We start from the raw sequence: 25062 nt of genomic DNA on the forward strand, positions 1-25062 counted from the left end.
CACGTCCGCCGAGCCCGTGCCCGCCGAGCCCGTGCCCCGTGCAGCCCCGGCCGGGCATCGCGCCGTACGTGACCCGGTCGTGCGCCGTGAGGGTGGGGTGCATCACGAGGTCGACGTTGCCGAGCTGGTCCGGGTGCGTGCCCGGTATCCCGAGGCCGTCGCCGAGGCCGCCGCCCGTCGGGCGCGGCGGCCTCTGCTGGGGGAGAGCGGGCGGCTGGTGATCGTCGCCGCCGATCACCCGGCCCGCGGCTCCCTCGATGTCGGCGACCGGCGGCTCGCCATGGCCAACCGCGCCGACCTGCTCGGACGCCTCTGCCTGGCGCTGTCCCGGCCCGGAGTCGACGGAGTCCTCGCCACCGCCGACATCCTGGACGACCTGCTGCTGCTCGGCGCCCTGGAGCACAAGGTCGTCATGGGCTCCATGAACCGCGGCGGACTGCACGGGGCCAGCTTCGAGCTGGACGACCGGTTCACCGGCCACCGGCCCGAGGACATCGAACGGCTCGGCTTCGACGCGGGCAAGCTGCTGCTGCGCGTCGACTACGCCGACCCCGGCTCCCTGGCCACCCTGGAGTCCGCCGCCCGCGTCATAGACGCCATGGCCGCGCGCCGGCTGCCGGTGTTCGTGGAGCCGTTCATCAGCCGCCGCGGCCCCGGCGGCGCGCTGGTCAACGACCTGTCCGCCGAGGCGGTCACCCGGTCCATCGCCATCGCCTCCGGCCTCGGCGGCTCCTCCGCCTACACCTGGCTGAAGGTGCCCGTCACCGAGGACCCCGGCGACATGGCCCGGGTGATGGAGACCTCCACGCTGCCCGCCGTCCTGCTCGGCGGGGACGTCGGGGACTCGGCACGGGACCGGGCCGCCGCCTACGAGAAGTGGCGCGGCGCGCTGCGTCTGCCCACCGTGCGCGGCCTGGTGGCGGGCCGCTCGCTGCTGTACCCGGCGGACGGCGACGTGGCCGCCGCCGTGGACACCGCCGTAGGACTGCTGTGAGGGGCGCATGACGAGCACCGATCTGCATCTGCCCAGGGGCGCGACCGCGAACGCCTGGTACGCCGTCGACATCGGCCCCGAGTTGGCCGGCTGGACACACAGCAGTCTGCGGGTCGTCGAGTTGGCGCCCGGTGCCGGCCATACCTTCACCACCGGCGACAGCGAGTGGATCGTGCTTCCGCTGGAAGGCGGCTGTACCGTACGAACGGAGCAGGACGAGTTCCAACTCCTGGGCCGGAAAAGCGTGTTCGCGGACGTCACCGACTTCGCGTACGCACCCCGGGACGCCCGGGTCCAGATCGCCTCCGGCGCGGGAGGCCGCTTCGCCCTGGCAGGAGCGAAGTGCGAGCGACGACTCCCCGCCCGCTACGGCCCCGCGCCGGAGGTCCCCGTCGAGGAACGCGGCAGCGGCGACTGCGCCCGCCGGGTCCGCAACTTCGCCGCCGCCGACGCCTTCGCGTGCGACCGGCTGATCGCCGTGGAGGTGGTCACTCCCGGCGGCAACTGGTCCTCGTACCCGCCGCACAAACACGACGAGCACCGGCCGGGCGAGGAGTCCGAGCTGGAGGAGATCTACTACTTCGAGATCGACGGCCCCGGCGGCCTCGGCTACCAGCGCGTGTCCCCGTCCCGTCCGGGCGGCGCGGACCTGCTCGCCGAGGTCCGCTCCGGCGACGCCGTCCTCGTCCCCGACGGCTGGCACGGCCCGTCCATCGCCCAGCCCGGACACGACATGTACTACCTGAACGTCATGGCGGGCCCGGGACGGAACCGGGAGTGGCTCATCCGCTTCCATCCCGACCACACCACCGGGGGGTACCGATGAGCACGGTCCGGCTGACCGTCGCCCAGGCGCTCGTCCGCTTCCTCGCCGCCCAGTACACCGAGCGGGACGGCGCCCGGCAGCGGCTGATCGGCGCCGTCTGGGGCATCTTCGGGCACGGCAACGTCGCCGGGATCGGCCAGGCGCTGGTCGAGTACGCGGACGTGATGCCGTACCACCAGGGCCGCAACGAGCAGGCGATGGTGCACGCGGCCGTCGGCTACGCCCGCCAGTCGGGCCGGCTGTCCACCCACGCGGTGACCACCTCCATCGGCCCCGGCGCGACCAACCTCGTCACCGGCGCCGCCCTGGCCACCGTCAACCACCTGCCGGTGCTGCTCCTGCCCGGCGACGTCTTCGCCGCCCGCCCCGCCGACCCGGTCCTGCAACAGCTCCAGGTGCCGTACGCGGGCGACGTGTCGGTCAACGACACCCTGCGCCCGGTGTCGCGGTACTTCGACCGCGTCACCCGTCCGGAGGCCCTGATCCCGTCGGCCCTCCAGGCGATGCGGGTGCTCACCGACCCGGTGGACACCGGTGCGGTCACCCTCGCCCTGCCGCAGGACGTGCAGGCGGAGGCCTTCGACTGGCCGGAGCGGTTCTTCGCCGAGCGGGTGTGGACCGTACGGCGGCCCGGCGCGGACCCGGCCGAGCTGTCCGAGGCGGTCGGGGCGATCCGCGCGGCCCGCCGGCCGCTGCTCGTCGCGGGCGGCGGCGTCCACCACAGCCGCGCCGAGAGCGCCCTCGCCGAGTTCGCCGGGGCCACCGGCATCCCGGTCGCCTCCACCCAGGCCGGCAAGGGCTCGCTGCCGTACGACCACCCGCAGGACGTCGGCGGGATCGGCCACACCGGCACCGCGACCGCCGACGACCTGGCCCGCACCGCGGACCTGGTGATCGGCGTCGGCACCCGCTACACCGACTTCACCACCGCCTCCGGCACCCTCTTCGCACGCCACGACGTCCGCTTCCTGAACCTCAACATCGCCGCCTTCGACGGCCACAAACTCGCCGGACTCCCGCTGATCGCGGACGCGCGGGGCGGCCTGGAGGAGCTGACCGAGCGGCTGCGGATGCACGGCCACCGGGTCGCCGACGCCTACGTCAGCGAGTACACCGAGGCCAAGGAACGCTGGGAGCGGATCGTCGACGCCTGCTTCGAGGCCGCCGACCCCGGTCTGCGCCCGACCCAGCCGCAGGTCGTCGGCGCCCTCGACGCGCTGGTGGACGAGACGGACATCATCGTCAACGCGGCCGGCTCGCTCCCCGGCGACCTGCACAGGCTGTGGCGGGCCCGGTCGGCGGACCAGTACCACCTGGAGTACGGCTACTCCTGCATGGGCTACGAGATCCCGGCCGCGCTCGGGGTGAAGCTCGCCGCGCCGGAGCGCAACGTATGGGCACTGGTCGGCGACGGCACGTATCTGATGCTGCCGACGGAGATCGTGACCGCCGTGCAGGAAGGCATCGCCGTCAAGCTCGTCCTGCTGCAGAACCACGGCTACGCCTCCATCGGCGGGCTGTCGGAGGCGGTGGGCGGCGAACGGTTCGGCACCGACTACCGCTTCCGGGGCCCGGACGGCGCCTACACCGGTGCCCCGCTGCCCGTCGACCTCGCGGCCAACGCGGCCAGCCTGGGCATGCGGGTGCTGCGCGCGGGGACCGTGGGCGAGCTGCGGACGGCGCTCGCCGAGGCGCGGGCCGCCGAGGTCCCCACATGTGTCTACGTGGAGACCGAAACGTCCGACACTGTGTCGGGCGCGCCGCCGGCCCAGGCCTGGTGGGATGTTCCCGTGGCCGCGACCGCGACCCGCCCGTCCGCGGTCACGGCACGCGAGCTGTACGAACGGCACGTCTCCACCCGACGCCGCCATCTGTGAGAAGGAGTCCCCGGACATGACGAAGATCGTCAACCACTGGATCGGCGGGAAGGCCGTCGACGGCGCGTCGGGTACGTACGGGCCGGTCACCGACCCGGCGACCGGCGCGGTGACCACGAAGGTCGCGTTCGCGTCGGCCGAGGAGGTGGACGCGGCGGTCGCCGCGGCCAAGGACGCCTTCGCCGCCTGGGGCCGGTCCTCGCTCGCCCAGCGCACCTCCATCCTGTTCCGGTTCCGGGCGCTGCTGGACGCCCACCGCGACGAGATCGCCGAGCTGATCACCGCCGAGCACGGCAAGGTGCACTCCGACGCGCTCGGCGAGGTCGCGCGCGGCCTGGAGATCGTGGACCTGGCCTGCGGGATCAGCGTGCAGCTGAAGGGCGAGCTGTCCACGCAGGTCGCCAGCCGGGTCGACGTGGCCTCGATCCGGCAGCCGCTCGGCGTCGTCGCGGGCATCACGCCGTTCAACTTCCCGGCGATGGTCCCGATGTGGATGTTCCCGATCGCCATCGCCTGCGGCAACACCTTCGTGCTGAAGCCCAGCGAGAAGGACCCGTCCGCCTCCGTCCGGATCGCCGAGCTGCTGTCCGAGGCCGGTCTGCCCGACGGCGTCTTCAACGTCGTCCACGGCGACAAGACGGCCGTCGACCGCCTCCTGGAGCACCCGGACGTCAAGGCCGTCTCCTTCGTCGGCTCCACCCCGATCGCCCGCCACATCCACGCCACCGCCTCCGCGAACGGCAAGCGGGTGCAGGCCCTCGGCGGCGCCAAGAACCACATGCTGGTGCTGCCGGACGCCGACCTGGACGCGGCGGCCGACGCGGCGGTGAGCGCGGCCTACGGCTCCGCCGGCGAGCGCTGCATGGCCATCTCGGCGGTCGTGGCGGTCGGCTCCATCGGCGACACGCTGGTGGAGAAGATCCGCGAGCGCGCCGAGAAGATCAAGATCGGTCCGGGCGGCGACCCGGCGTCCGAGATGGGCCCGCTGATCACCAAGGCGCACCGGGACAAGGTGGCCTCCTACGTCGCGGGTGCCGCCGCCGAGGGCTGCGAGGTCGTGCTCGACGGCACCGGATACACCGTCGAGGGCTTCGAGGACGGCCACTGGATCGGCATCTCGCTGCTGGACCGGGTCCCGACCAGCGCCAAGGCGTACCAGGACGAGATCTTCGGCCCGGTGCTGTGCGTGCTGCGCGCCGGCACCTACGAGGAGGGCGTGGCGCTGATCAACGCCTCGCCGTTCGGCAACGGCACCGCGGTCTTCACCCGGGACGGCGGCGCCGCCCGGCGCTTCCAGCTGGAGGTCGAGGCCGGCATGGTCGGCGTGAACGTGCCGATCCCGGTGCCGGTGGGCTACCACTCCTTCGGCGGCTGGAAGGACTCGCTCTTCGGCGACCACCACGTCTACGGCAACGACGGCACGCACTTCTACACCCGCGGCAAGGTCGTCACCACGCGCTGGCCCGACCCGGCCGACGCCCCGGCGGGCGTGGACCTGGGCTTCCCGCGAAACCACTGAGCCGGCCCGGTGCCCCGTCCCCGCGCGTCGCGGCGGGCGGGGCACCGGCGCGTCCGGATAGCGGACGCCTGACATTTTTTTGAAACGTCCGCTGCGGTTCCCGTGCAGTGCGGACGAAACGGGTGACGAAGGGGTTGCCGCAGTGACGCCTTTGAAAGCAAGGTCACAACCGGTCTGGGCTTGATGGATGCACCTGTAGGGCGTAACGGCCTAGGAAAGTGATGCCGTCCCCGGGAAACCGGAGCTGCGAATTCCGAAGGTAAACGGCCATTGACGTGGGGGTTTTCGTCAGGGTTCTATGCAGCGCCGGGAGCGGACGAGACCGAACATTCGACGATCCGCCGGAGGCGATAGCGCTCCCGAGCCCACCCTCACTCGCACCAGTCGATCGGAACCGCCGCATGACCGACACGCACCAGAAGACCGTGGCCGACGCCGCGACGGCCCCCGCACCCGGGCTGAAGCGCTCCATCGGCGTCGTGGGCGGCACGCTGCTGACGCTGTCGTGCGTCACGCCCGCCTCCACGCTCTTCGTCGTGGTTCCCGACCTGTTCGGCTCCCTCGGCACCGCCACCGCGCTGACCATCGCCATCGGCTCCCTGCTCTGTATCGCCGTGGCGTTCTGCTACTCCGAGCTGGGCACCCTCATCCCCAGCGCGGGCGGCGAGTACGCCATGGTGTCGACGATGGCCGGGCGGCTCGCGGGCTGGCTCGTCTTCGTGCTCTCCCTGCTGGTCGTCATGATCGTGCCGCCGGTGATCGCGATGGGCACCGCGGACTACCTCGCCCCGATCGTCCACCTCGACCCGTCCATGACCGGCGCCGGCGTGATGCTGCTCGCCACCCTCGCCGGCCTGCTCGACCTGCGCGCCAACGCCTGGATCACCGGCATCTTCCTGGTCCTGGAGGTCATCGCGGCCGGCGTCGTCGCCGTACTGGGCTTCTCGCACGGCCACCGCGGGATGGGCAGCCTGGTCTCGATGCAGGTGGCCGGCACCGACGGCCACACGGACACCGTGACGGCCATGCTGGTGGTCTCCGGACTCGCCATCGCCCTGTTCATCACCCAGGGCTTCTCCACCGCCGTCTACCTCTCCGAGGAACTGGAGAACCCGCGCCGCAACGTCGCCCGCACCGTCCTCGCCACGCTCGCCATCTCCACCGTGGTCATCCTGGTGCCGGTCGCCGCCATCACCCTCGGCGCCTCCGACCTCGGCGAACTGACCGGCGGCGACATCAGCTCCATGGTCACCGCCTGGTCCAACTCCGCGGTCGGCACCTTCGTCAGCCTCTGCGTGGCCCTCGCCATCGTCAACGCGGGCATCGTCATGGTCATCCAGAACTCCCGCGTGCTGTTCGCCTCCGCCCGCGACAAGGCCTGGCCCGGCCCGGTCAACACGGTCTTCTCCCGGCTCGGCCGCTTCGGCTCCCCGTGGGTGGCCACCCTCGCGGTCGGCGTCCCCGGCGCGGTGCTCTGCTTCGTCAACCTCGACACGCTGTACGGCGTCACCGGCGTCTCGGTGACCGGCATGTACCTGCTGGTCGCGGTCGCCGCGCTGCTCGCCCGCCGCGGCTCCCACCGGCACACCCCCGCCTGGCGGATGCCGCTGTGGCCCGCCGTGCCGGTCCTGCTCATCGCCGTCCTGGCCTACATCCTGACCCAGCAGGAGGCGGGCTACCTGCTGTGGACCGGCGGCATCACCGCCGTCGCCACCCTCTACTGGGCCCTGTACCTGCGGCCCCGCCGCGACACCCGCTGGCTCGTGTCCATCCCCGAGGACGCGCGGATCGCGGACCCGGCGGACACCCCGGCCACCATCCCGGCCCAGTCCGGCCCCGCGCAGCCGGCCCCGCTCACCGCACCGGTCACCGCGCCGGTCACCGGCGAGGCACAGGCCTGAGAAGCGCCCGAGGAGGCGGCTGCCGGAACCGGACGGGCCCCGGCCGCCGCACCGGCGCGTACCGCACCCGCGGTACGCGCCGGCACCGCCGTACCCCTCAGGGACGGCCCGCCCCTCCCCCCGGCGGCAGCAGCGCCCGCCGGCGCGGCCCCGTACCGTAGTCGCATGGATCTTCGACCTCGCGCACCGCGGACCCCGTGGCGCCGGCCGCGCCGGCTCGTGGCCGCCGTCGCCGCCGCCGTGGTCCTCGCCGGTGCCGGGACGTGGACGGCGGCCGTCGCCTCCGACGACCGCCCCGCCGTCCGCCACAGCGACCGGGTCCTCGCCGTCGACGGCGCCCGCCTCGACACCTCGTACGTCACCCCGGCCGACGCCGGCCGCCACCCCGCCGTGCTGCTCGCGCACGGCTTCGGCGGCAGCAAGGACGACATGCGCCGGCAGGCCGAGGACCTCGCCCGCTCCGGCTACGCGGTGCTCACCTGGTCCGCGCGCGGCTTCGGCCGGTCCACCGGGAAGATCGGGCTGAACGACCCCGAGGGCGAGGTCGCCGACGTCTCCCGGCTCCTCGACTGGCTCGCGAAACGGCCCGAGGTACGGCTCGACCGGCCCGGCGACCCGCGCGTGGGCATGGCCGGCGGCTCCTACGGCGGCGCGGTCTCCCTGCTCGCCGCCGGACACGACCGCCGGATCGACGCCATCGCCCCGGCGATCACCTACTGGAACCTCGCCGACGCCCTGTTCCCGCACGGCGTCTTCAAGAAGCTGTGGGCCGGCGTCTTCGTCAACAGCGGCGGCGGCTGCGCCCGCTTCCGGCCCGAGCTGTGCCGGATGTACGAGCGGGTCGCCGCCTCCGGCACCCCCGACCCGGCCGCCCGCGCGCTGCTCGCCGAGCGCTCGCCGTCCGCCGTCGGCGACCGCGTCAAGGTGCCCACCCTGCTGACCCAGGGACAGACGGACTCCCTGTTCACCCTCGACCAGGCGGACGCCGCCGCCCGGGCGATCCGGGCGTCCGGCGCACCCGTCGCCGTCGACTGGATCGCCGGCGGACACGACGGCGGCGACATGGAGACCGACCGGGTCGAGGCACGCACGCGCGCCTGGTTCGACCGGTACCTGAAGGGCGACAGGAACGCCGGCACCGGCCCGGCCTTCCGGATCACCCGCACCGGCGGCGTCGACTCCACCGACGGCACGGCCCGGCAGCGCGGCGCGAGCGCCGACACCTACCCGGGCCTGCGCGACCACCCGCGGGCCGTCCCCCTCACCGGCGGCACCCAGCACGTCGCCAACCCGGCCGGCGCCAGCCCGCCCGGCGTCTCCGCGCTGCCCGGCCTCGGCGGGTCCGGCCTCGGCCGGCTGTCCGCGCTCGGCGTCGGCCTCTCCATGGACTTCCCCGGCCAGTACGCGCGCTTCGACTCGGCACCGCTCACCCGCGACCTGCGGATCACCGGCACCCCGACGGCCACCGTGCACATCACCTCCACCCGCGACGACGCCGTCCTGTTCGGCAAGGTCTACGACGTCGGGCCCGACGGCGGCCGGCCCGTGCTGCCCGCCCAGCTCGTGACCCCCTTGAGGGTGACCGGCGCCAAGGCCGGCAAGGACGTCACCGTCACCCTCCCGGCGATCGACCACGAGGTGCGCAAGGGCCACCGGCTCCGCCTGGTCCTCGCCTCCACCGACCTCGGCTACGCCTCACCGGCCGCGCCGGCCGGCTACACCGTCTCCCTGAAGGGAGCCCTGAGCGTGCCGACGGCGCCGGAGGTCGCCACCGCCGCCGCGCCGCTGCCCGCCTGGGTGTGGTGGCTGCCCGCGGCCGGCGCCGTCGCCGCCCTCGCCCTGCTGCTCACCGCCCGCCGCCGCACGGCCGCCCCCGCACCCGACCCGGACCTCGCCGAGGTCCCGCTGGTCATCGAGGGCCTGAGCAAGCGCTACGCCAAGTCCGCCGACCGGTATGCCGTCCAGGATCTCTCCTTCCGGGTCGAGAAGGGCCGGGTCCTCGGCCTGCTCGGGCCCAACGGCGCGGGCAAGACCACCACCCTGCGCATGCTGATGGGCCTGATCCGCCCCGACGACGGCGAGATCCGCGTCTTCGGCCACGCCGTCCGGCCCGGCGCCTCGGTGCTCTCCCGGGTCGGCGCCTTCGTGGAGGGCGCGGGCTTCCTGCCGCACCTGTCCGGCCGGGAGAACCTGGAGCTGTACTGGCGGGCCACCGGCCGCCCGCCCGAGGACGCCCACCTGGACGAGGCCCTCGAGATCGCCGGGCTCGGCGACGCCCTGGCCCGCGCGGTGCGCACCTACTCGCAGGGCATGCGCCAGCGCCTGGCCATCGCCCAGGCCATGCTCGGCCTGCCCGACCTGCTCATCCTGGACGAACCCACCAACGGCCTGGACCCGCCCCAGATCCGCGAGATGCGCGAGGTGATGATCCGCTACGCGGCCGACGGCCGGACGGTGATCGTCTCCAGCCATCTGCTCGCCGAGATCGAGCAGTCCTGCACCCACCTGGTCGTCATGGACCGCGGCCGGCTGGTGCAGGCCGGACCGGTCCGGGACATCGTCGGCTCCGGCGACACCCTGCTGGTCGGCACCGCCGCACCCGTGGAGGAGCCGGTGGCGGAGAAGGTGGCCGCGCTGTCCGGCGTCGCCTCCGCCGTGCGCACCGACGGCGGGCTGCTGGTCCGCCTCGCACCCGGCGGCACGGCCGAGCGGCTGATCGCCGAACTGGTGCGGCTGGAGCTGCCCGTCACCTCGGTCGGCCCGCACCGCCGCCTGGAAGACGCCTTCCTCACCCTGATCGGAGGTTCCGCATGAGCACGCTCACCGAGGTCGCCTCCGGCTATCAGGCGGGGCGCACCCTGCCGCTGCGGGTCGAGCTGGTCCGCCAGCTCAAGCGGCGCCGCACCCTCGTCATGGGCGCGGTCCTGGCCCTCCTGCCGTTCGTGCTGCTGATCGCCTTCGCGGTCGGCGGCGACCCGGGCGGCCGGAACAACCAGGTCACGCTGATGGACACGGCCACCGCCTCCGGCGCCAACTTCGCCGCCGTGAACCTCTTCGTGTCGGCCGGCTTCCTGCTCGTCGTCCCGGTCGCCCTGTTCTGCGGTGACACGGTGGCCTCCGAGGCGAACTGGTCCTCGCTGCGCTACCTGCTCGCCGCGCCCGTGCCCCGCGCCCGGCTGCTGTGGTCCAAGCTCGTCGTGGCGCTCGGGCTGTCCCTCGCCGCGATGGTCCTGCTGCCGCTCGTGGCGCTCGCCGCCGGCACGGCCGCCTACGGCTGGGGCCCGCTCCAGGTCCCCACCGGCGGCGCGCTGGACACCGGCACGGCGGCCCAGCGGCTCCTGGTGGCCGTGGCGTACCTCTTCGTGTCCCAACTGGTCACCGCGGGACTGGCGTTCTGGCTGTCCACGGCGACCGACGCCCCGCTCGGCGCGGTCGGCGGCGCGGTCGGCCTGACCATCGTCGGCAACGTCCTGGACGCCGTCACCGCCCTCGGCCACTGGCGGGACTTCCTGCCCGCGCACTGGCAGTTCGCCTGGGCGGACGCCGTCCAGCCGGCCCCCGAGTGGTCCGGCATGATCCAGGGCGCCGCGCTCTCCGTGACGTATGCCCTGGTGCTGTTCGCCCTCGCCTTCCGCACCTTCGCCCGCAAGGACGTCGTCTCCTAGCGGGCGCCCCGGCACGCCGGAGCGGGCCGCCGGGAATTCCCGGCGGCCCGCTCCGTGCCGTACGGCGGATCAGCTGCCGGACTCCGAGTTCCCGGACAGGATCGACACGTCCTCCAGCAGGTGCGCCAGCGCGCCGTCGCGCTTGACGTTCGAGGAGTTCTCGGTGCACTGCTGCGTCATGTCGTCGGACAGGATCGGCAGGTCGTTGATCGGCACGATGTTCAGGATCGGCACGCTGATGTCGTTCAGACCGATGCACGGCTTGTTGAAGGAGCCCTGGATCAGGGCGATCTGCGGGCTCATGTTCCCGTACGTGGCCGAGTTGCCGTAGCTCTGCCAAGCGCCGTTGCCGTTGGCGGCGGTCGGGCCGCTGTCGTTGCCGATCGCCAGCGCCTGCGGTGCCACGGCAGCCGAGGCGCCCACGGCCGAGGCGGCGACGGCCGCGGTGGCAACAATCTTCTTGATCACTGGCCAGTCCTTTCTGAGAAAACCCCGTTCACCGGAGCGCATTGGTCAACTCCCGGGCTGCCGCATGGTTTCTGCCGTTCACCCCGTCGGCCGATACGCCGGACTGGTGGTGCGCTTTTCGCATTGGTGGCCGCCGTCACCTCGTGCGCACCGGGGAGCCAACCGAGTGAATCGGCGGAACCATTCCCGATGCGCCGGGTTGATGAGGCCGTAGGGCATGCGTCGCTACGAGGAAAGGAACGCGAAGTGCTCAAGAAGGCAATGGTCGCCGCCGCGACCGCCGCTTCTGTTGTGGGAATGGCGGTGGCGGCCGCGCCGCAGGCGCTTGCCATCGGCAACGACGACGGCCCGACCGTCGCGAATGGCAACGGTGCCAATTCGTCGTGGGGCAACTCGGCCACCAAGGGCGCGATGAGCCCGCAGCTGTCGCTGGTCCAGGGCTCGCTGAACAAGCCGTGCCTCGCCCTCGAGGACATCCAGATCCCGATCCTGAACATCGTACCGATCAACGATGTCCCGATCCTGTCGGACGATCTGGACCAGCAGTGCAGCGACAACTCGTCGAACATCAAGCGCGACGGTGCGCTCTCGCACATCCTGGAGGACCTGTCGGTCCTCTCGGCCAACGGCGAAGGCTGAGCCGAGCCAACCGGGCCCGGGCTGTCCGCTGCGTCGTCTGCGGGCCGCCCGGGCCTTTTTCCACTACCTCAGGCGAGGGAAGAATGCACGAGGAAGCGGTGCGATCGAGTGATTATCGCGCCGTCCGTGTTCAGCGGTCTCTTGTTGTGTCAATCCCTCGTTCCGTGCCACGACCGCTCACGTCGGGCTCGCACGGTTCTGGCCGTCATCGGGGCATCGCCCCGGAGAAGGGAACAATCATGAAGAAGACCGCCGCCGCCGTCACGGGCGCAGTTCTGGCACTGGGTCTGGCCGGTCCCGCCTTCGCCGATGCCGGTGCCTCCGGTGCCGCCGTCGGTTCCCCGGGCGTCATTTCCGGCAACGTCATCCAGGTGCCGATCCACGTGCCGATCAACGTGTGCGGCAACACCATCGACATCATCGCGCTGCTGAACCCGGCGTTCGGCAACGTCTGCGTCAACCACTGACGTTCGCACGTCCCACCAGCTTCCCCGGCTGTGTACTGGCCGGCTCCGGACCGCCGATTCGTCGTCCGGGGCCGGCCTTCCCACTTCTCCGAGCAGGAAGACCACGAAATTGCGACACACTCTCAGCAAAGGCATGGCCGTGGCCGCCGCCGCGACGGGCGTGCTGTCCTTGTACGGCGGCTCAGCGCTCGCCGACACCCACGCGCACGGCACGGCCCAGGGCTCGCCCGGTGTGCTGTCCGGCAACACCGTCCAGGTCCCGGTGAACGTCCCGGTCAACATCTGCGGCAACTCCGTCGACGTGGCCGCCGCGCTGAACCCGGCGTTCGGCAACTCCTGCGCCAACGTGGCCTCCCGGCCGAAGCCGCAGGAGTCCGACCACCACCAGGACGGGTACGGCGACGACTCCGACGACTCGGGCTACGGCACCCGGCCGAGCCCCGGCGGCACGCCCGCCACCACACCCCCGTACGGCGGCGAGGAGACGACGTCACCTCCGTACGGCGGCGGCGAGACGACGTCACCTCCGAAGGACGGCGGCGAGACGACTTCGCCTCCGTACGGTGGTGAGGAGACCACGTCGCCTCCGTACGGTGGTGAGGAGACGACTTCGCCTCCCTACGGCGGTGACGAGACCACGTCGCCTCCCTACGGTGGTGAGGAGACGACCTCGCCTCCCTACGGTGGTGAGGAGACCACCTCGCCTCCCTACGGTGGTGAGGAGACCACCTCGCCTCCCTACGGTGGTGAGGAGACGACCCCGCCGCGCGGAGGGGACAGCACGCCCCCGGACACCGTCCACACCACGCCTCCCGTGCTCGCGCAGACCGGTGGCGAGTCCCGGACCATGTTCGCGGCCTCGGGTGCCGGTGCCCTGCTGATCGGAGCGGGGACGGTCCTGTACCGACGCGGCCGGGCCGCCTGCCGTCACTAGCGCACCGGGTGCCGGACCGAGCGCCCGGCACCCCGCGGCGCCCACCCCGCCCCCGCCCCGCGCGTTGGACCGTGCGAGGGGTTCCGAGGGCGGACGCGGCGACCGGACTGGCGTTTTTCCTATTGATGTGACTGAGTGTCAGGAGACCGGAACGTGTCGTGACGTGGAGAAGGAGCGGTGGACATGGCCTCACAGCGGCACCGGGCGACAGCCCTCCGCATGGCATCGGCCATCGCGTCGTTCGTCGCGTTCGTCGTCCCGGCGCTCGTCGGGGCCGGCCCCGGTTTCGCCGCGGACGGCCCCGGGACTCCCGCCTCGGAGCGCTCCCTCCCGGTCTTCGGCGCGTTTCTCGACTCCGGGCCCGCCGGTGTCGCGCGGATGGCGGAGCTGAGCCGCTGGCTCGGCGGAGCCGAGGTGAAGGTCGCCCACACCTATCTGCCCGGCGGTCTCTGGCAGGACATCGAGGGGCCGCCCGGCTTCCTGGACGCCTGGGCCGGCTGGCGGCGCGAGCAGGCGGACCGGACGCTCGTCCTGAACGTGCCGATGCAGGAACGCAACGAGGAGGACGTCCCGGACGAGGAGGTGCGCGAACTGCTGCGGCAGGGCGCGTCCGGCGCGTTCGACGGGCACTTCCGGACCCTGGCCGAGCGGCTGGTGGCGCTCGGGGTGCCGGACACGGTCCTCGTGCTGGGCTGGGAGATGAACGGCATCACCTACACCCACCGCTGCGCACCGGACCCGGCGGCCTGGAAGACGTACTGGAACAGGATCGTCACCACCATGCGCGCGGTGCCGGGCCAGCGGTTCCGGTTCGACTTCGCGCCGAGCCGCGGCCGGGACGCCGTGCCCTGGACCGAGTGCTATCCCGGGGACGACACGGTCGACATCATCGGCATGGACTCCTACGACCAGCCGGCCGGAGTGACCTTCGACGAGCAGGTGAGCGAGCCCTACGGACTCCAGCGGCACGTGGACTTCGCCGCGGCCCACGGCAAGCCGGTGTCGTACCCGGAATGGGGCCTGTTCCGCAACGGCGACAACGCCGAGTACATGCGGCGCATGCTCGCCTGGATCGACGAGCACCGGCCGGTGTACAACACGCTGACCGACTACTGCCCGCACGGTGTCTGGCAGTGCCCGGCCAACCCCCGCTCGGCGCTGGTCTACCGGACCGCACTGTACGGCCGTCCCGAGGGCCCGCCCCTGCCGCCGCCCGCCTGTCCGCTGAGCCTCGGCGACTGGGCCGCGTACTGGTTCGGCCGCGAGATGTGCCTCCGCTTCGACCGGTGGCCGCGGATGCGCTAGGACCGGTCCCGGCCGCGTTCCCGCCACCGGTGCCGCACCGTTCTGCCCCGCTGCCGGGCGACCGCCTCGTACAGCGCGGCCGTCAGCAGCGGAGCGGTGGGCCCGCGGGCCATCAGCAGACGCCGGCTGACGACGCGTTCGGGATGCCAGTGCCGCTTGTACGGCTCGTCGCCGCGCAGCAGGCTCAGCGTGCCGTGCCCGCCGCCGACCGTCAGCTCAGAGCAGGCGTCCAGCAGCATCACCGCCACGTCCGCTCGGCGTTCCCGCAGATCCGGATGGGCGCCGTAGAGGTAGCCGCCGGCCATGCCGTCCGAGAGCAGGGTCAGATCGACGGCCACCACCTCGTCGCCGATCCGGAACTCGGTGACCACCGCGTTTCCCGAGCGCACCATCGAGCCCACCGCGCGCAGCAGATGCTCGCGGAACCGGGGCCGCAGATGCTCGCCCGTCACGTCCCGGCCCTGCCACTGCAACCGGTGCAGCGCCAGCAGCCGGACGAGGGCCGTCTCGACCTCCGCCGGGCCCACCGTCCGCCGCCGCACGCCCAGCGCGGCCAGCCGGCGCAGCTGGGCCCGCGCCCGCTGGCCGGACTTGGCCGACGGCAGGCGGGCGATCAGTCCCTCCATGGGCAGCGCGGGCAGCTCCAGGCACGGCGAGTCGGGAACCGTGCGGCACGGCCCGGGCCAGCGTTCGTAGACCCGTTCCATGGCTCCGCCCGGGCGCACCTCGCGGAAGTCGACCAGGGCCGTGCGGGCCGCGTCCGCGAGCGCCGTGGTGAGCGCGTCGGCCACCGGCCCGTCGTCGGCGTCGTCCAGCAGCACGTCCGCGTAGTCGGAGATCCCCGTGCCGAGCGGCAGCAGCGCGGGCAGCGGCCGGCGGACCAGCATCAGCGGCGCGGCGGCCACCAGGTCGCGGCCGGCCCGCACCACCAGCAGCCGCAGCCGCCCCGGCCGGCCGTACGACAGCCACCACGAGTGCAGCCAGGCGTGGCTCTGGAACGGGGTCGCGGCGGCGCACCGGCCGAACAGCCGCTCCCAGGCCGGCGCCAGGGCGGCGAACGCGTGGGCGTCGGTGACGAGGTCGGCGGTGAGGCGGACGCTGCGGGCGCGCGCCGTGACGGTGGCGGTCACCGCCGGCCGCGCGCGTCGGCGGCGACGGCCGGTCCGGGCAGCGGGGCCGGTCGCGGCACCTCCGTCCCGGGCCTGCGGCCCGGCCGCACCAGCAGCGCCAGCCCGCCGAGCAGCCCGCCCCCGCTCGCCCCGACCAGCCCGGTCAGCCCGGCGGACGGCGAGGACGGCTCGGCCGGCCGTACCGCGCGGGTGAACGGGACCAGGGACACCCGGGTGTCGGCGCGGACCGCGCCGGCGCGCCGGGTCAGCGCCCCGGCGACCGCGTTGGCCATGGCGGCGGCCTCGGCCGGGCGCGGCGAGGTGGCGGAGACGGCGACCATGGGCGCGTCCGGCGAGGTCGCGGTGCGCACTCCGGCGTGCAGCGCGTCCGCCGGCACCCCGGCGTGCGCTTGGGCGTCGGCGAGCACCGCGGGCTGTGTGGCGATACGGCCGTAGGCCTGCGCGAAGCCGAGCGCGGTGGCGGTGTCGGACCGGTCGCCGGGTACGGCGAGCAGATAGCTGGTGGCCGTGTACTGGACGGGCCGCAGCATCCCGTACCCGCCGCCCAGCAGCCCGCCCGCGAGGACCCCGGCCGCCACCAGCGACCAGGGCGGGAGCGGGCCGGGGCGGGTGAGGCGGGTGCCGCGGTGGCGCCGGGTGTGGTTCTCGGTCATGAGAGGACGGCTTTCTGCGGGGAGCGGGACGTCGGGGCCGGGTGGGCGAGCGCCGCCGCGTAGACGTCCAGGAGCCGGGCGGCGCTGCGGGTGACGCAGTAGTGGCGGGCCGCCTCGGCGGCGGCCCGCGGACCGGGACCGGCGGCGCGGACCTCGGCGAGCGCGCGGGCGTACGCGCCGGCGTCGCACGGGATGCGCGCCGCGTCGGGAGCGGCCCCGGGCGGCAGGTCCTGGAGGGCCGGGCAGGAGGTGTAGCGCACCGGCAGTCCGGCCGCGAGCGCCTCCACCACCGCCAGTCCGAACGCCTCCTCGGGCGAGGGGGCGGCGAGCACGTCCATCGCCGAGGCCAGCGCGGGCAGCAGGGGGCCGGGCGAGCCGTCGGGCGGATACGGCCGCTCTCCGGTGAACAGCACCCGCCCGGCGACCCCCGCCCGGTGCGCGGCCCGCCGCAGCGCGCCCTCCTGCGGGCCGCCGCCGACCAGCAGCAGCCGGCAGTCGGCGGGCAGCCCGGCGAGTGCGTGGACCAGGACGTCGAAGCGTTTGCCGGGGACGAGCCGGCCGATGCCGCCGATCACGAACGCGTCCTCGTCCAGTCCCAGCGCGGCCCTGGTGCGGCGGCGGGCCGCCGGGTCGTAGGCGAACGGCGCGGGCTCGATGCCGTTGGGCACGACCGTGATGCGCGGCTCGGGCACGCCCCAGCGGGCCAGCCGGGCGGCGACGGCCGGGGAGACCGCGACGGTGGTCCGGCCGAGCCGCTCGCCCAGCAGGTACAGCGCGCGGACCCCGGCGGTGAGCGGCCGGCCCTCCGTCTGGGTGTCGCCGAGGGAGTGCTCGGTGGCGACGACGGCGCGGACCCCGGCCAGCCGGGCGGCGATCCGGCCGTACAGGCAGGCCCGGTAGAGATGGGTGTGCACCAGGTCGTACCGGCCGTGCCGGATGAGCCGGGCCAGCCGGGGCAGCGCGCCCAGATCGCGGTTGCCGGCCATCTCGAGGTGGGTCACCCGCACCCCGTCGGCCACCAGCCCGGCGGCGACCGGCCCCGGCTCGGTCAGTGTCACCACCTCGCACTCCACCGGAAGATGCCGCAGCAGCAGCCGCAGCTGGGTCTCGGCACCGCCCACGCCGAGCCCGGTGATGACGTGCAGGACCCTCACCGCAGTCCCTCCACCGGCCGTCGGCGCAGCCGGTGCAGCCGGCGCTTCAGGAACAGGCGTACGGCGGTGTCGTCCTGCCCGATGTGCACCCGGGGCAGGACGTGCCGGCCGCTCAGCGCGCCGGGGTCGATGGCGCAGCCGTAGGCGTAACCGGCCTCCCGCACGGCCGCCACGACACGCCGGTCGACCGTGCCGTACGGATAGCAGAACCCGGTGACCGGGGTGCCGGTCAGCTCCTCCAGCACGGCGCGGCTCTCGGCGGTCTCGGCCTTCAGCCGGATGTCGTCGATGCGGGTGAGATCGATGTGGGCGAGTCCGTGGGAGCCGATCTCCACACCCCGGTCGGCGGCCCGCCGGACGCCCTCGGCGGTCAGCAGCGGCTTGCGCGGACCCAGCGGATCCCAGGCGTTGTCGCCGCCGAACCGGCCGGGCAGCACGAACAGCGTGGCCGTGCACCCCCAGCGGTCCAGCACGGGAAGGGCGTTGCCGAGGAAGTCGGCGTACCCGTCGTCGAAGGTGAGACCCACCAGGTCCCGGCCGCCGCCCCGGTCCCGGGCGGCCAGCAGCTCGGCCACCGACACTCCGCGCAGGCCCCGCCGGCACAGCCAGCGCAGCTGCCGCTCCAGCCGGTCGGGGGAGACCGTGACGCGGTAGGGGTCGTCGGAGCAGTCGCCGACCGAGTGGTACATGGCGATCCACGGGGCCGGGCCGGCCGCCGGGGACTTAACGGGTGAGGGCATGGGCGAGCCTTCGGGGCAGGGAACGGACGGGACGGAGGGCGGGGAGCAGGCCGCGGGCGCCCGGCGCCCCGCCGAGCAGGACGAAGACGACGGTCACCGTGACCGCGCCGGCGGCGAGCCCGGCCGGCGCCGCCGCCGGCAGGCCCGCCGCCGGACCGCCCGCCACGGCGGCGGCACCGGCCGCCCGCAGCGGCCGGCCCAGCCCGCGCAGCACGGCACGGGCCCGCAGCGGCACACCGCGGCGGCCGGTGCCCGCGAGGAGCAGTACGGCGGTGAGACTGATCCCGGCGGCGTTGGCGGCGGCGATCCCCGCCGCCCCCCGGGAACCGGCCGTCCACGCGCCGATTCCCCAGGTCGCCGCGATCCCCGCGGCCATCGCGGCCAGCGGGTACCAGGTGGCGCGGCCCGCCGAGAAGTACGAGCGGACCAGGACACCGGTCAGCGTCTGGCCGAGCAGCCCGAGCGCGTAGACCCGCATCACCCCGGCCGTCGCCGAGGTGTCGCCGGCCGTGAACGCGCCCCGCTGGAACAGCACGGCGATCAGCTGCGGGGCGCAGGCCACGACGACGGCCGTGCCGAACAGCACCAGGCGGGCGGCCACCGCCACGTCCCGCTCCACCCGGCCCCGGGCCCGCTCGGTGTCGCCGTCGGCCAGCGCCCGCGCCACCACCGGGAAGGTGACCGTGGACAGCATCATGGACAGCGTCATCGGGATCTGCGCGACCTTCTGCGCGTAGTTCAGGTGCGAGATGGCCCCGGCGGGCAGCCCGGAGGCCCAGAACCGCTCGATGAGCACCTGCGACTGCCGGCACAGCGCGAACAGCAGCACGGTGGCCAGCAGCGGCACGTCCAGCGGGGGCGCCGCGGCGGCGGGCCGCGCCTTTGTACGGCCGTGTCCGCGGCGGCGCAACAGGACGGCCAGGGACGGGACTTGCAGCGCCACCATCAGCAAGCCGCCCACCGCGACCCCGAACGCGGCCGACCGTACGCCCCAGCGGCCGCCGAGCGCGTACATCGCGGTGATGATGGCGACGTTGTGCGCGATGTAGATCGCGGCCGGTGCCAGGAAGCGGCGGTGTGCCCGCAGGGCCGCGCTGCAGTACCCGGCGAGACCGAAGCTCAGCACGCAACTCGCGGTCATCCGGGTGCAGTCCACGGCCAGGGCCGGATCGGGCAGGCCCGGCGCGAGCACCGCGACGCACCACGGCGCGGCCAGCGCGAGCAGCGCCCCGGCCGCCGTGAACGCCAGCGCCAGCCGGGGCAGGGTGCCGGCCACCAGCGAGCGCACCGGGTCCCCGGCGGCGCCCCGCGCACGGCGGGCCAGGGCCGCGCTGAACGCCGGGATCAGCGCGAACGCCAGCCCGTCCTCGATGAGCAGCGTGGCCGCGAACTCCGGTACCGTCCAGGCGACCAGGAAGGCGTCCGTGTCCCGTCCGGCCCCGAACAGCCGCGCCAGCGACTGGTCCCGCACCAGCCCGAGCAACGCCGCCGCGACGGAGAGGGACGCGGTGAGGAACGCGGCCCGGGCCAGGAGCCGCGGGGCGACGGCGGAGGATTCCCCGGGGTCCGCGGCCGGCCGCGGTGCCGTGCCGGTTCCTGGTTCCGGTGTGCCGTCGGTCGGGGCGGAGGGGTCCGGGGCGGAGGGTTCCGGGGCGGTGGCCGGCTGTGGTGCCGTGCCCGGTCCCGGTGGTCCGCCGGTCGTGCGGCTCGTCATCGCACGGCCGCCTCTCGTGGTGCCGCCTCGGTGGCGAGGAAGTGTTCCGCTTCGCCGGCGTGGACGGTGGCCGGCAGGGCCCACCAGGCGGTCAGGCCCAGGGACACCGCCGTCAGGACGGTCGACGGGCCGCCGATGTCGGCGTAGACGAAGTCCACGAGCTGCCAGACCAGCAGCCCGCAGGCGATCAGCGCGCAGTCCAGGTCCCGGCCGCCGGCCGCCCGGGTCCGGCGCAGGCCGCGCAGGGCGCACACCAGCAGGGCCAGCCAGCCGCCCGCGAGGCACAGCAGACCGATCAGCCCCTGCTCGCCGAGAACGAGCAGGTACATGTTGTGCGGGGAGAGCAGCGGCTGCCGGCGGAAGGCGGCGCCCGCGCCCTCGGTGTCGCTGCCCGAGGACAGCGCGAGCGAGGCGTGCCCGTCGCGGTACTCCGGGAACGCCTTCAGGCCGACGCCGGTCAGCGGCCGGTCCCGCCACATGCCGGCCGCCGCCGCCCACATCGTGTACCGGTCGGTGACCGACTGGTCCGGCGCGTCGGCGACCCGCGCGATGCTGTCGATCCGCTCCCGGAGCATCACCGTCCCCACACCCAGCCCGCCCACCAGCACCACGCCCGCCGCCAGCACGGCCGCCGCGACCCGCGCCGCCCGGCGCACCCCGGCCAGCAGGAGCTGGACGACGAGGGTGACGGCGGTGGCGATCCAGGCGCCCCGGCTGAACGACAGGGCGAGCGGCACCGGCAGGACCAGCGCGCAGACGACGGCGACCGCCCGCTCCCGGGGAGCGGTACGGCCCAGCGCCAGGCCCACCGCGCACACCAGCCCGCAGGACACCACCGTGGCCATGCCCATCACGTCCGCGACCCCGAAGGTGCCGACCGCCCGGACGTCCTGGCCCTGGTAGGAGGCCCCGGTCCGGGTGACGTACTGGTGCGCGCCCACCGCACCCTGCCAGAGCGCGAGCGCCACGAACGACCAGGCCAGCAGCCGGAAGTCGGCCCGGCCCCGGAGCAGGAGCACCACGGCGGCCGGGACCAGGACGAAGATTTGGAGATAGCGGCCCAGGCCGGTGATCGCGGCGTCGGCCGAGGCGGCGTGCAGCGCGGCCGGCACCAGTCCGGCCACCGGCAGGCCGAGGATCACCGCGGCGGCCGGGGTGAGCGGGCGGCGGCGCGCGCGCAGCAGCCGTACCGCGCAGCAGACGACCACCAGCGCGGACAGCGCGTCGGCGGGGCCCGCGTTGGTGGCGCCGCCGGGCGCGACCGGCAGCGCGAGCAGCGCCACCACGGCCACCGGCGGCAGGACGGGCAGTATCGCGGTGAGCCGCGCGGGGCGGCGCGGCGGCGGGGCGAGGGCCATCGGTCAGCTCCCCGTGGACCGCACGACCGCGGCGGCGGTGCGCAGCAGGATGCAGATGTCCTGCCACAGCGACCAGTTGTCGATGTAGGCGTTGTCGAAGCGGGCCCGGTCCTCGATGGAGGTGTCCCCGCGCAACCCGTTGACCTGGGCCAGCCCGGTGATGCCCGTGCGCATGCGGTGACGGGCCGCGTAGCCGGGGTGGAGACGGCTGAACCGGTCGACGAAGTACGGGCGTTCGGGACGCGGGCCGACCAGGCTCATGTCGCCCCGGAAGACGTTCCACAGCTGGAGCAGCTCGTCCATCGAGGTCTGCCGCAGCAGCCGGCAGAAGGGGTTCATCCGCGCCTCGCCGGCCACGCTCCACCGGGTGGCCGCCTCGCGCTCGTCGGCCGGGCGGTGGGTGCGGAACTTCAGCATGGTGAAGGGACGGCCGTCCTGGCCGACGCGCTCCTGCCGGAACACCACACCGGGACCGCCGGTGAGCCGCAGCACCGCCGCGCACACCAGCAGCAGCGGGCCGGCCAGCACCAGCAGCGTCCCGGACACCACCACGTCCAGCAGCCGCTTGGCGGCACTTCCGCGCCGGCGCGCGCAGTGGTCCAGGCGGCGCACGGCGAACCCGGCGAGCTGGTCGCGCGCCTCGTACGCCGAGGTGTCCGCCTCCACCTCCCACAGCGCGCAGCCCGCCCCGGCGAGCGCCCGCAGCAGCGGTGCCCGCTCGGTGCGCACGGCCGGGTGGACGGTGAGGACGACCCGCACCCCGTGCCGGACGAGCGCCCGCTCCACCTCCTCGCCGCCGGTGAGAACCGGCAACCCGGCGGCGCCCTCCGGACGCTCGGCGACCACGCCCACCGGCCGCACGCCGCAGCGGGGATGGCGCAACAGCGCGGCGGCCACCCGCTGCGCGGTCGCGGCCGCCCGATCACGAGCGCGGTCCGCGGGTGCCGCAGCAGCGCGACCCGGCGCCGCCAGTACACCGCGCCCCGGCCGGCCCCGGCCGCCGCCGCGTGCAGGGCGCAGCCCAGCAGCAGGGTCCGGGCGGTCAGGGCGCGCCCGGGGTCGTAGGCGGCGAGCAGCGCGGCCAGGCCCAGCCAGGTCACGGCGATCCGCCCGCACACGGCGGGCAGTTCGTCGAGGACGGCGGGCACCGGCCGGGCGGCGGGCGGACGCAGCAGCAGCGCGCCGGCGACCAGCGCGGCGACCGGCACCGGCCGGCCGGCGGCCTCCGCCGGGACGGCCGCGCCCGCCAGCGCGGCGAGCAGATCGGCGGCGAGCAGCGACAGCGGCGAGGCGGACCGCGCGGGCGGCGGCGCGAGGGGAACCGGAAGCCGCCGGCAGGACGCGCCGGCCGGACCGGGCCGGGCGGGACCCCGGGCGCCCACGGCTGCGTGCCGGACGAGGGAACGGTGGTTTCCGCGGTCACGGGCGACTGGACTCCCTGCACTGGGCGGGCACGGGCCGCCGGGGCGCGCTGCCGTCGGCGGGCGCGGGCCGGCCCGCCGTGCCACGCTCGGCGGATGTGGACCGGCCCGCCTCGCCGCGCTCGGCGGACGGGGGCCGGTGTGTGGCGCCGGGGTCGGGTCCGGGTGGTGCGGGGCGGCCGGCCGGGCCGGGTTCGGTGGGGGCGGGGTGGTGGGGTCCGCCGCTGCGCGGGGGCGTGCGCCCGGCGGGTGCGGGGCGGCGCGTCCCGCTGTCCCGCACCCGCGCGGACCCGTCCGCCGTGCCGCTGCGAGCCAGGGGTGGGCGGCCCGGTCCGGCGCTCGGCTTCGTGGCGGGCGCGAGGAGTCCGGCGTAGACGGTCGTGATCCGTGCGGCGGTCTGCCGCACGTCGTGCCGGGAGACTACGTGCCGGCGCCCCTGGTCGCCGAGCGCCGCGCGCAGCGGCGGGTCGGACAGCAGGGCCGTGATCACCCGGGCCAGTGACCCGGCATCCTCCGGCGGTACCAGGCAGCGCTCGGCGAGCGCGGGCGGCAGGCTCTCCCGCGCGCCGTCGACGTCGGTGAGGACGACGGGCCGTCCGCAGCCCAGCGCCTCCAGCGGCGCGAGCGCCATCCCCTCCCAGCGCGACGGCAGCACCACCAGGTCGGCGGCCCGGTACCAGGGCACGACGTCGGCGACGGCACCGGCGAACTCCACCGAGGGATGCGCCCGGAGCCGTAGCGCCTCGCGGTCCGGGCCGTCGCCGACGAGTGCGAGCCGGGCCCGGGGCAGCGTGGCGAGCACCGTGTCCCAGGCGCGCAGCAGCACGTCCTGGCCCTTCTGCCGGCAGAGCCGGCCCACGCACACGACGAGGGGCCGGTCCGGTCGGCCGGCGGCGCGGGGCGACGGGGGCGCCACGGGGCCCGGCGCGAAGCGCGCCGTGTCGACGCCGTTCGGGACGACCGCGTACGCGGCGCGCACCCCGGCGCGGACTCCGGTCACGCGCTCCGCCTCGCTGACGCACACCACCCGATCCGCCCAGCGCGCCCCCCACCGCTCCCAGCGCAGGGCCAGCGCCCCGGTGAGTCCGCCGGCCGCCTCGAAGGACCACGCGTGCGGCTGGTACACCGTCGGTACCCGCCCGCGCAGGGCGAGCCGCGCGGCCAGGCCGGCCTTCGCGCTGTGCGCGTGCACCAGTTCGGGCCGCACCTCCGCCACCAGGCGCGCCAACCGCCGTACCTCGCCCGGCAGTCCGGGCCCCGGGGACCGGCGCGCGGGCCAGTCGCGGACCTCGGCGCCCAGCTCCCGCAGGTCCGCGGCGAGCACGCCACCGGGACAGCCGACCGTGACCGGCAGACCCGCCGCGAGCTGGGCCCGTACCAGGTCGCGCACGACCCGGGCCACACCTCCGTCGACGGGTTGCGCGAGGTGCAGGACCCGGGGCCGGACGGAGGGGGCTGACTGGTGCATGCGCGGGGTACCTCGCTCACGGGGCGCTCGGGACTGCGGTCGTGAACGCGCCCACGGCTCGGGGCGTACACGGCGGCGCAGAGCGCGCGGGCCCACGCCGCGTCCGCGTGGCCAACGAGCCGGGAGGCCGGCGGGTCACCGCCGCGCCGGGTGAGCCGGACCCGATCGGGCGGATCGCCGGCCCTGCCGAGCGGATCGGCGTAGGCGCGCCTCGGCAGGCGCCGGTATGCCATCCGGTGCGCCGGGCTGCGCGCGCTACGCCAGGTGAGGGAGCGGCCGGGTCCCGGGCGCGCGCCCGCCGTGGTGCGACCCCTCCGGTGACTTCACTCCTTTGGCGGCACAACTCCCGGCAGCGCCAGGCGTTGACACAACGCCGGGTATCCGCCCGGATGTTGTGTCGATCCCAAGGAGCACCTCTCCATGTCGCGTATTGCGAAGGGTCTGGTTCTGACCACCGCCGCCGCCGCGGCCGTCGCCGGCGGTGCCGGTGTGGCGTCCGCCAGTGCCGGTGCGGGTGGCGCCGCTGTCGGCTCGCCGGGTGTCATCTCCGGCAACGTCATCCAGGTGCCGATCCACGTGCCGATCAACCTGTGCGGCAACACCATTGACATCATCGGCCTGCTGAACCCGGCCTTCGGCAACACCTGCGTCAACGGCTGACGCCGGCAGCGCACTCCCCTTCGGCCGGCCGTCCGTCCCGCGTTCGTGGCGCGGAGCGGACGGCCGGTTCGCGCTCCCTCGTACGGATCACGGTCGGTGGACGAGCGGTTGCGCGGTGCCATCGGTGAACAGACGGTGGGCTCAGGTCCCACCGTTCACCGAAAGGAAT

At 74.7% G+C, this 25062-nt stretch carries 19 protein-coding genes and 2 pseudogenes; 12 read left to right on the forward strand and 9 right to left on the reverse strand.

Translation table 11 applies throughout. The features are described 5' to 3' along the window. The first annotated feature begins 79 nt into the window (after positions 1-79). From SCK26_RS24385 to SCK26_RS24415, 7 genes are all read left to right on the forward strand, one after another. Complete coding sequence (locus tag SCK26_RS24385) at positions 80-994, forward strand: deoxyribose-phosphate aldolase (protein WP_412080777.1); 915 nt, start codon at positions 80-82, stop codon at positions 992-994. A 7-nt stretch (positions 995-1001) separates the two neighbouring features. Further along, entirely contained in the window at positions 1002-1820 is an 819-nt protein-coding gene (gene iolB, locus SCK26_RS24390; RefSeq protein WP_318203454.1) for a 5-deoxy-glucuronate isomerase, read from the forward strand. Beyond that, positions 1817-3697: a 3D-(3,5/4)-trihydroxycyclohexane-1,2-dione acylhydrolase (decyclizing) gene (iolD, locus tag SCK26_RS24395; RefSeq protein WP_318203455.1), complete on the forward strand. Its 1881-nt coding sequence runs from the start codon at positions 1817-1819 to the stop codon at positions 3695-3697. The genes iolB and iolD overlap by 4 nt, the downstream gene beginning before the upstream one ends. A 16-nt stretch (positions 3698-3713) precedes the next feature. After that, positions 3714-5216, forward strand: a complete 1503-nt coding sequence (mmsA, locus tag SCK26_RS24400; RefSeq protein ID WP_318203456.1) for a CoA-acylating methylmalonate-semialdehyde dehydrogenase — start codon at positions 3714-3716, stop codon at positions 5214-5216. Between the two features lie 401 nt (positions 5217-5617). Then, entirely contained in the window at positions 5618-7117 is a 1500-nt protein-coding gene (locus tag SCK26_RS24405) for an APC family permease (protein ID WP_318203457.1), read from the forward strand. 165 nt (positions 7118-7282) lie between these two features. Next, positions 7283-9931, forward strand: coding sequence for an alpha/beta fold hydrolase (locus tag SCK26_RS24410; protein ID WP_318203458.1), 2649 nt, complete (start codon positions 7283-7285; stop codon positions 9929-9931). Continuing rightward, on the forward strand, positions 9928-10782 hold the full coding sequence (locus SCK26_RS24415; RefSeq protein ID WP_318203459.1) for an ABC transporter permease: 855 nt from the start codon (positions 9928-9930) through the stop codon (positions 10780-10782). Before SCK26_RS24410 ends, SCK26_RS24415 begins: the two co-directional genes overlap by 4 nt. A 69-nt stretch (positions 10783-10851) precedes the next feature. On the opposite strand, the gene SCK26_RS24420 is transcribed toward SCK26_RS24415, so the two are convergent. Further along, positions 10852-11250 (reverse strand): rodlin, encoded by a 399-nt coding sequence (locus SCK26_RS24420; RefSeq protein WP_318203460.1) that lies wholly within the window; start codon positions 11248-11250, stop codon positions 10852-10854. Positions 11251-11496: 246 nt separating this feature from the next. On the opposite strand from SCK26_RS24420, the gene SCK26_RS24425 reads away from it, so the two are divergent. The 4 genes from SCK26_RS24425 to SCK26_RS24440 all read left to right on the forward strand — a co-directional run bounded on the left by SCK26_RS24425 (position 11497) and on the right by SCK26_RS24440 (position 14595). Next, a complete protein-coding gene (locus SCK26_RS24425) occupies positions 11497-11889 on the forward strand; it encodes a rodlin (protein WP_318203461.1) in 393 nt (130 codons plus the stop codon). Positions 11890-12128: 239 nt separating this feature from the next. Continuing rightward, positions 12129-12356: a chaplin gene (locus SCK26_RS24430; protein ID WP_318203462.1), complete on the forward strand. Its 228-nt coding sequence runs from the start codon at positions 12129-12131 to the stop codon at positions 12354-12356. A 133-nt stretch (positions 12357-12489) separates the two neighbouring features. After that, the gene (locus SCK26_RS24435) at positions 12490-13290 is read left to right on the forward strand and encodes a chaplin (protein ID WP_318203463.1); all 801 of its coding nucleotides are present in this window, start codon (positions 12490-12492) and stop codon (positions 13288-13290) included. A 183-nt stretch (positions 13291-13473) separates the two neighbouring features. Beyond that, positions 13474-14595 (forward strand): glycoside hydrolase family 26 protein, encoded by a 1122-nt coding sequence (locus SCK26_RS24440; RefSeq protein ID WP_318203464.1) that lies wholly within the window; start codon positions 13474-13476, stop codon positions 14593-14595. Here SCK26_RS24440 and SCK26_RS24445 read toward each other — a convergent pair. The 8 genes and pseudogenes from SCK26_RS24445 to SCK26_RS24480 all read right to left on the reverse strand — a co-directional run. Beyond that, on the reverse strand, positions 14592-15725 hold the full coding sequence (locus SCK26_RS24445; RefSeq protein WP_318203465.1) for a GNAT family N-acetyltransferase: 1134 nt from the start codon (positions 15723-15725) through the stop codon (positions 14592-14594). The genes SCK26_RS24440 and SCK26_RS24445 overlap by 4 nt on opposite strands. Further along, on the reverse strand, positions 15722-16378 hold the full coding sequence (locus SCK26_RS24450; protein ID WP_318203466.1) for a lipopolysaccharide biosynthesis protein: 657 nt from the start codon (positions 16376-16378) through the stop codon (positions 15722-15724). The genes SCK26_RS24445 and SCK26_RS24450 overlap by 4 nt, the downstream gene beginning before the upstream one ends. Next, entirely contained in the window at positions 16375-17532 is a 1158-nt protein-coding gene (locus SCK26_RS24455) for a glycosyltransferase (protein WP_318203467.1), read from the reverse strand. Before SCK26_RS24455 ends, SCK26_RS24450 begins: the two co-directional genes overlap by 4 nt. Continuing rightward, positions 17529-18272 (reverse strand): polysaccharide deacetylase family protein, encoded by a 744-nt coding sequence (locus SCK26_RS24460; protein ID WP_397956673.1) that lies wholly within the window; start codon positions 18270-18272, stop codon positions 17529-17531. The genes SCK26_RS24455 and SCK26_RS24460 overlap by 4 nt, the downstream gene beginning before the upstream one ends. After that, entirely contained in the window at positions 18256-19986 is a 1731-nt protein-coding gene (locus SCK26_RS24465) for a lipid II flippase MurJ (protein ID WP_318203468.1), read from the reverse strand. The genes SCK26_RS24460 and SCK26_RS24465 overlap by 17 nt, the downstream gene beginning before the upstream one ends. Then, complete coding sequence (locus tag SCK26_RS24470; protein ID WP_318203469.1) at positions 19983-21344, reverse strand: O-antigen ligase family protein; 1362 nt, start codon at positions 21342-21344, stop codon at positions 19983-19985. The genes SCK26_RS24465 and SCK26_RS24470 overlap by 4 nt, the downstream gene beginning before the upstream one ends. 3 nt (positions 21345-21347) lie before the next feature. Further along, positions 21348-22767: pseudogene (locus tag SCK26_RS24475) on the reverse strand (exopolysaccharide biosynthesis polyprenyl glycosylphosphotransferase). A 248-nt stretch (positions 22768-23015) separates the two neighbouring features. After that, positions 23016-24233, reverse strand: a pseudogene (locus tag SCK26_RS24480) (glycosyltransferase); the annotation flags it as partial. Positions 24234-24653: 420 nt separating this feature from the next. On the opposite strand from SCK26_RS24480, the gene SCK26_RS24485 reads away from it, so the two are divergent. Further along, a complete protein-coding gene (locus SCK26_RS24485) occupies positions 24654-24893 on the forward strand; it encodes a chaplin (RefSeq protein WP_318203471.1) in 240 nt (79 codons plus the stop codon). Positions 24894-25062 lie beyond the last annotated feature (169 nt).

Source organism: Streptomyces sp. SCL15-4 (assembly GCF_033366695.1).
Lineage (GTDB): Bacteria > Actinomycetota > Actinomycetes > Streptomycetales > Streptomycetaceae > Streptomyces.

Coding starts and splice junctions, on each gene's coding strand:
- iolB (WP_318203454.1), top strand. CDS start 1,002: ATGACGAGCACCGATCTGCATCTGCCCAGGGGCGCGACCGCGAACGCC.
- iolD (WP_318203455.1), top strand. CDS start 1,817: ATGAGCACGGTCCGGCTGACCGTCGCCCAGGCGCTCGTCCGCTTCCTC.
- mmsA (WP_318203456.1), top strand. CDS start 3,714: ATGACGAAGATCGTCAACCACTGGATCGGCGGGAAGGCCGTCGACGGC.
- SCK26_RS24405 (WP_318203457.1), top strand. CDS start 5,618: ATGACCGACACGCACCAGAAGACCGTGGCCGACGCCGCGACGGCCCCC.
- SCK26_RS24410 (WP_318203458.1), top strand. CDS start 7,283: ATGGATCTTCGACCTCGCGCACCGCGGACCCCGTGGCGCCGGCCGCGC.
- SCK26_RS24415 (WP_318203459.1), top strand. CDS start 9,928: ATGAGCACGCTCACCGAGGTCGCCTCCGGCTATCAGGCGGGGCGCACC.
- SCK26_RS24430 (WP_318203462.1), top strand. CDS start 12,129: ATGAAGAAGACCGCCGCCGCCGTCACGGGCGCAGTTCTGGCACTGGGT.
- SCK26_RS24435 (WP_318203463.1), top strand. CDS start 12,490: ATGGCCGTGGCCGCCGCCGCGACGGGCGTGCTGTCCTTGTACGGCGGC.
- SCK26_RS24440 (WP_318203464.1), top strand. CDS start 13,474: ATGGCCTCACAGCGGCACCGGGCGACAGCCCTCCGCATGGCATCGGCC.
- SCK26_RS24450 (WP_318203466.1), bottom strand. CDS start 16,378: ATGACCGAGAACCACACCCGGCGCCACCGCGGCACCCGCCTCACCCGC.
- SCK26_RS24460 (WP_397956673.1), bottom strand. CDS start 18,272: ATGCCCTCACCCGTTAAGTCCCCGGCGGCCGGCCCGGCCCCGTGGATC.
- SCK26_RS24465 (WP_318203468.1), bottom strand. CDS start 19,986: ATGACGAGCCGCACGACCGGCGGACCACCGGGACCGGGCACGGCACCA.
- SCK26_RS24470 (WP_318203469.1), bottom strand. CDS start 21,344: ATGGCCCTCGCCCCGCCGCCGCGCCGCCCCGCGCGGCTCACCGCGATA.
- SCK26_RS24485 (WP_318203471.1), top strand. CDS start 24,654: ATGTCGCGTATTGCGAAGGGTCTGGTTCTGACCACCGCCGCCGCCGCG.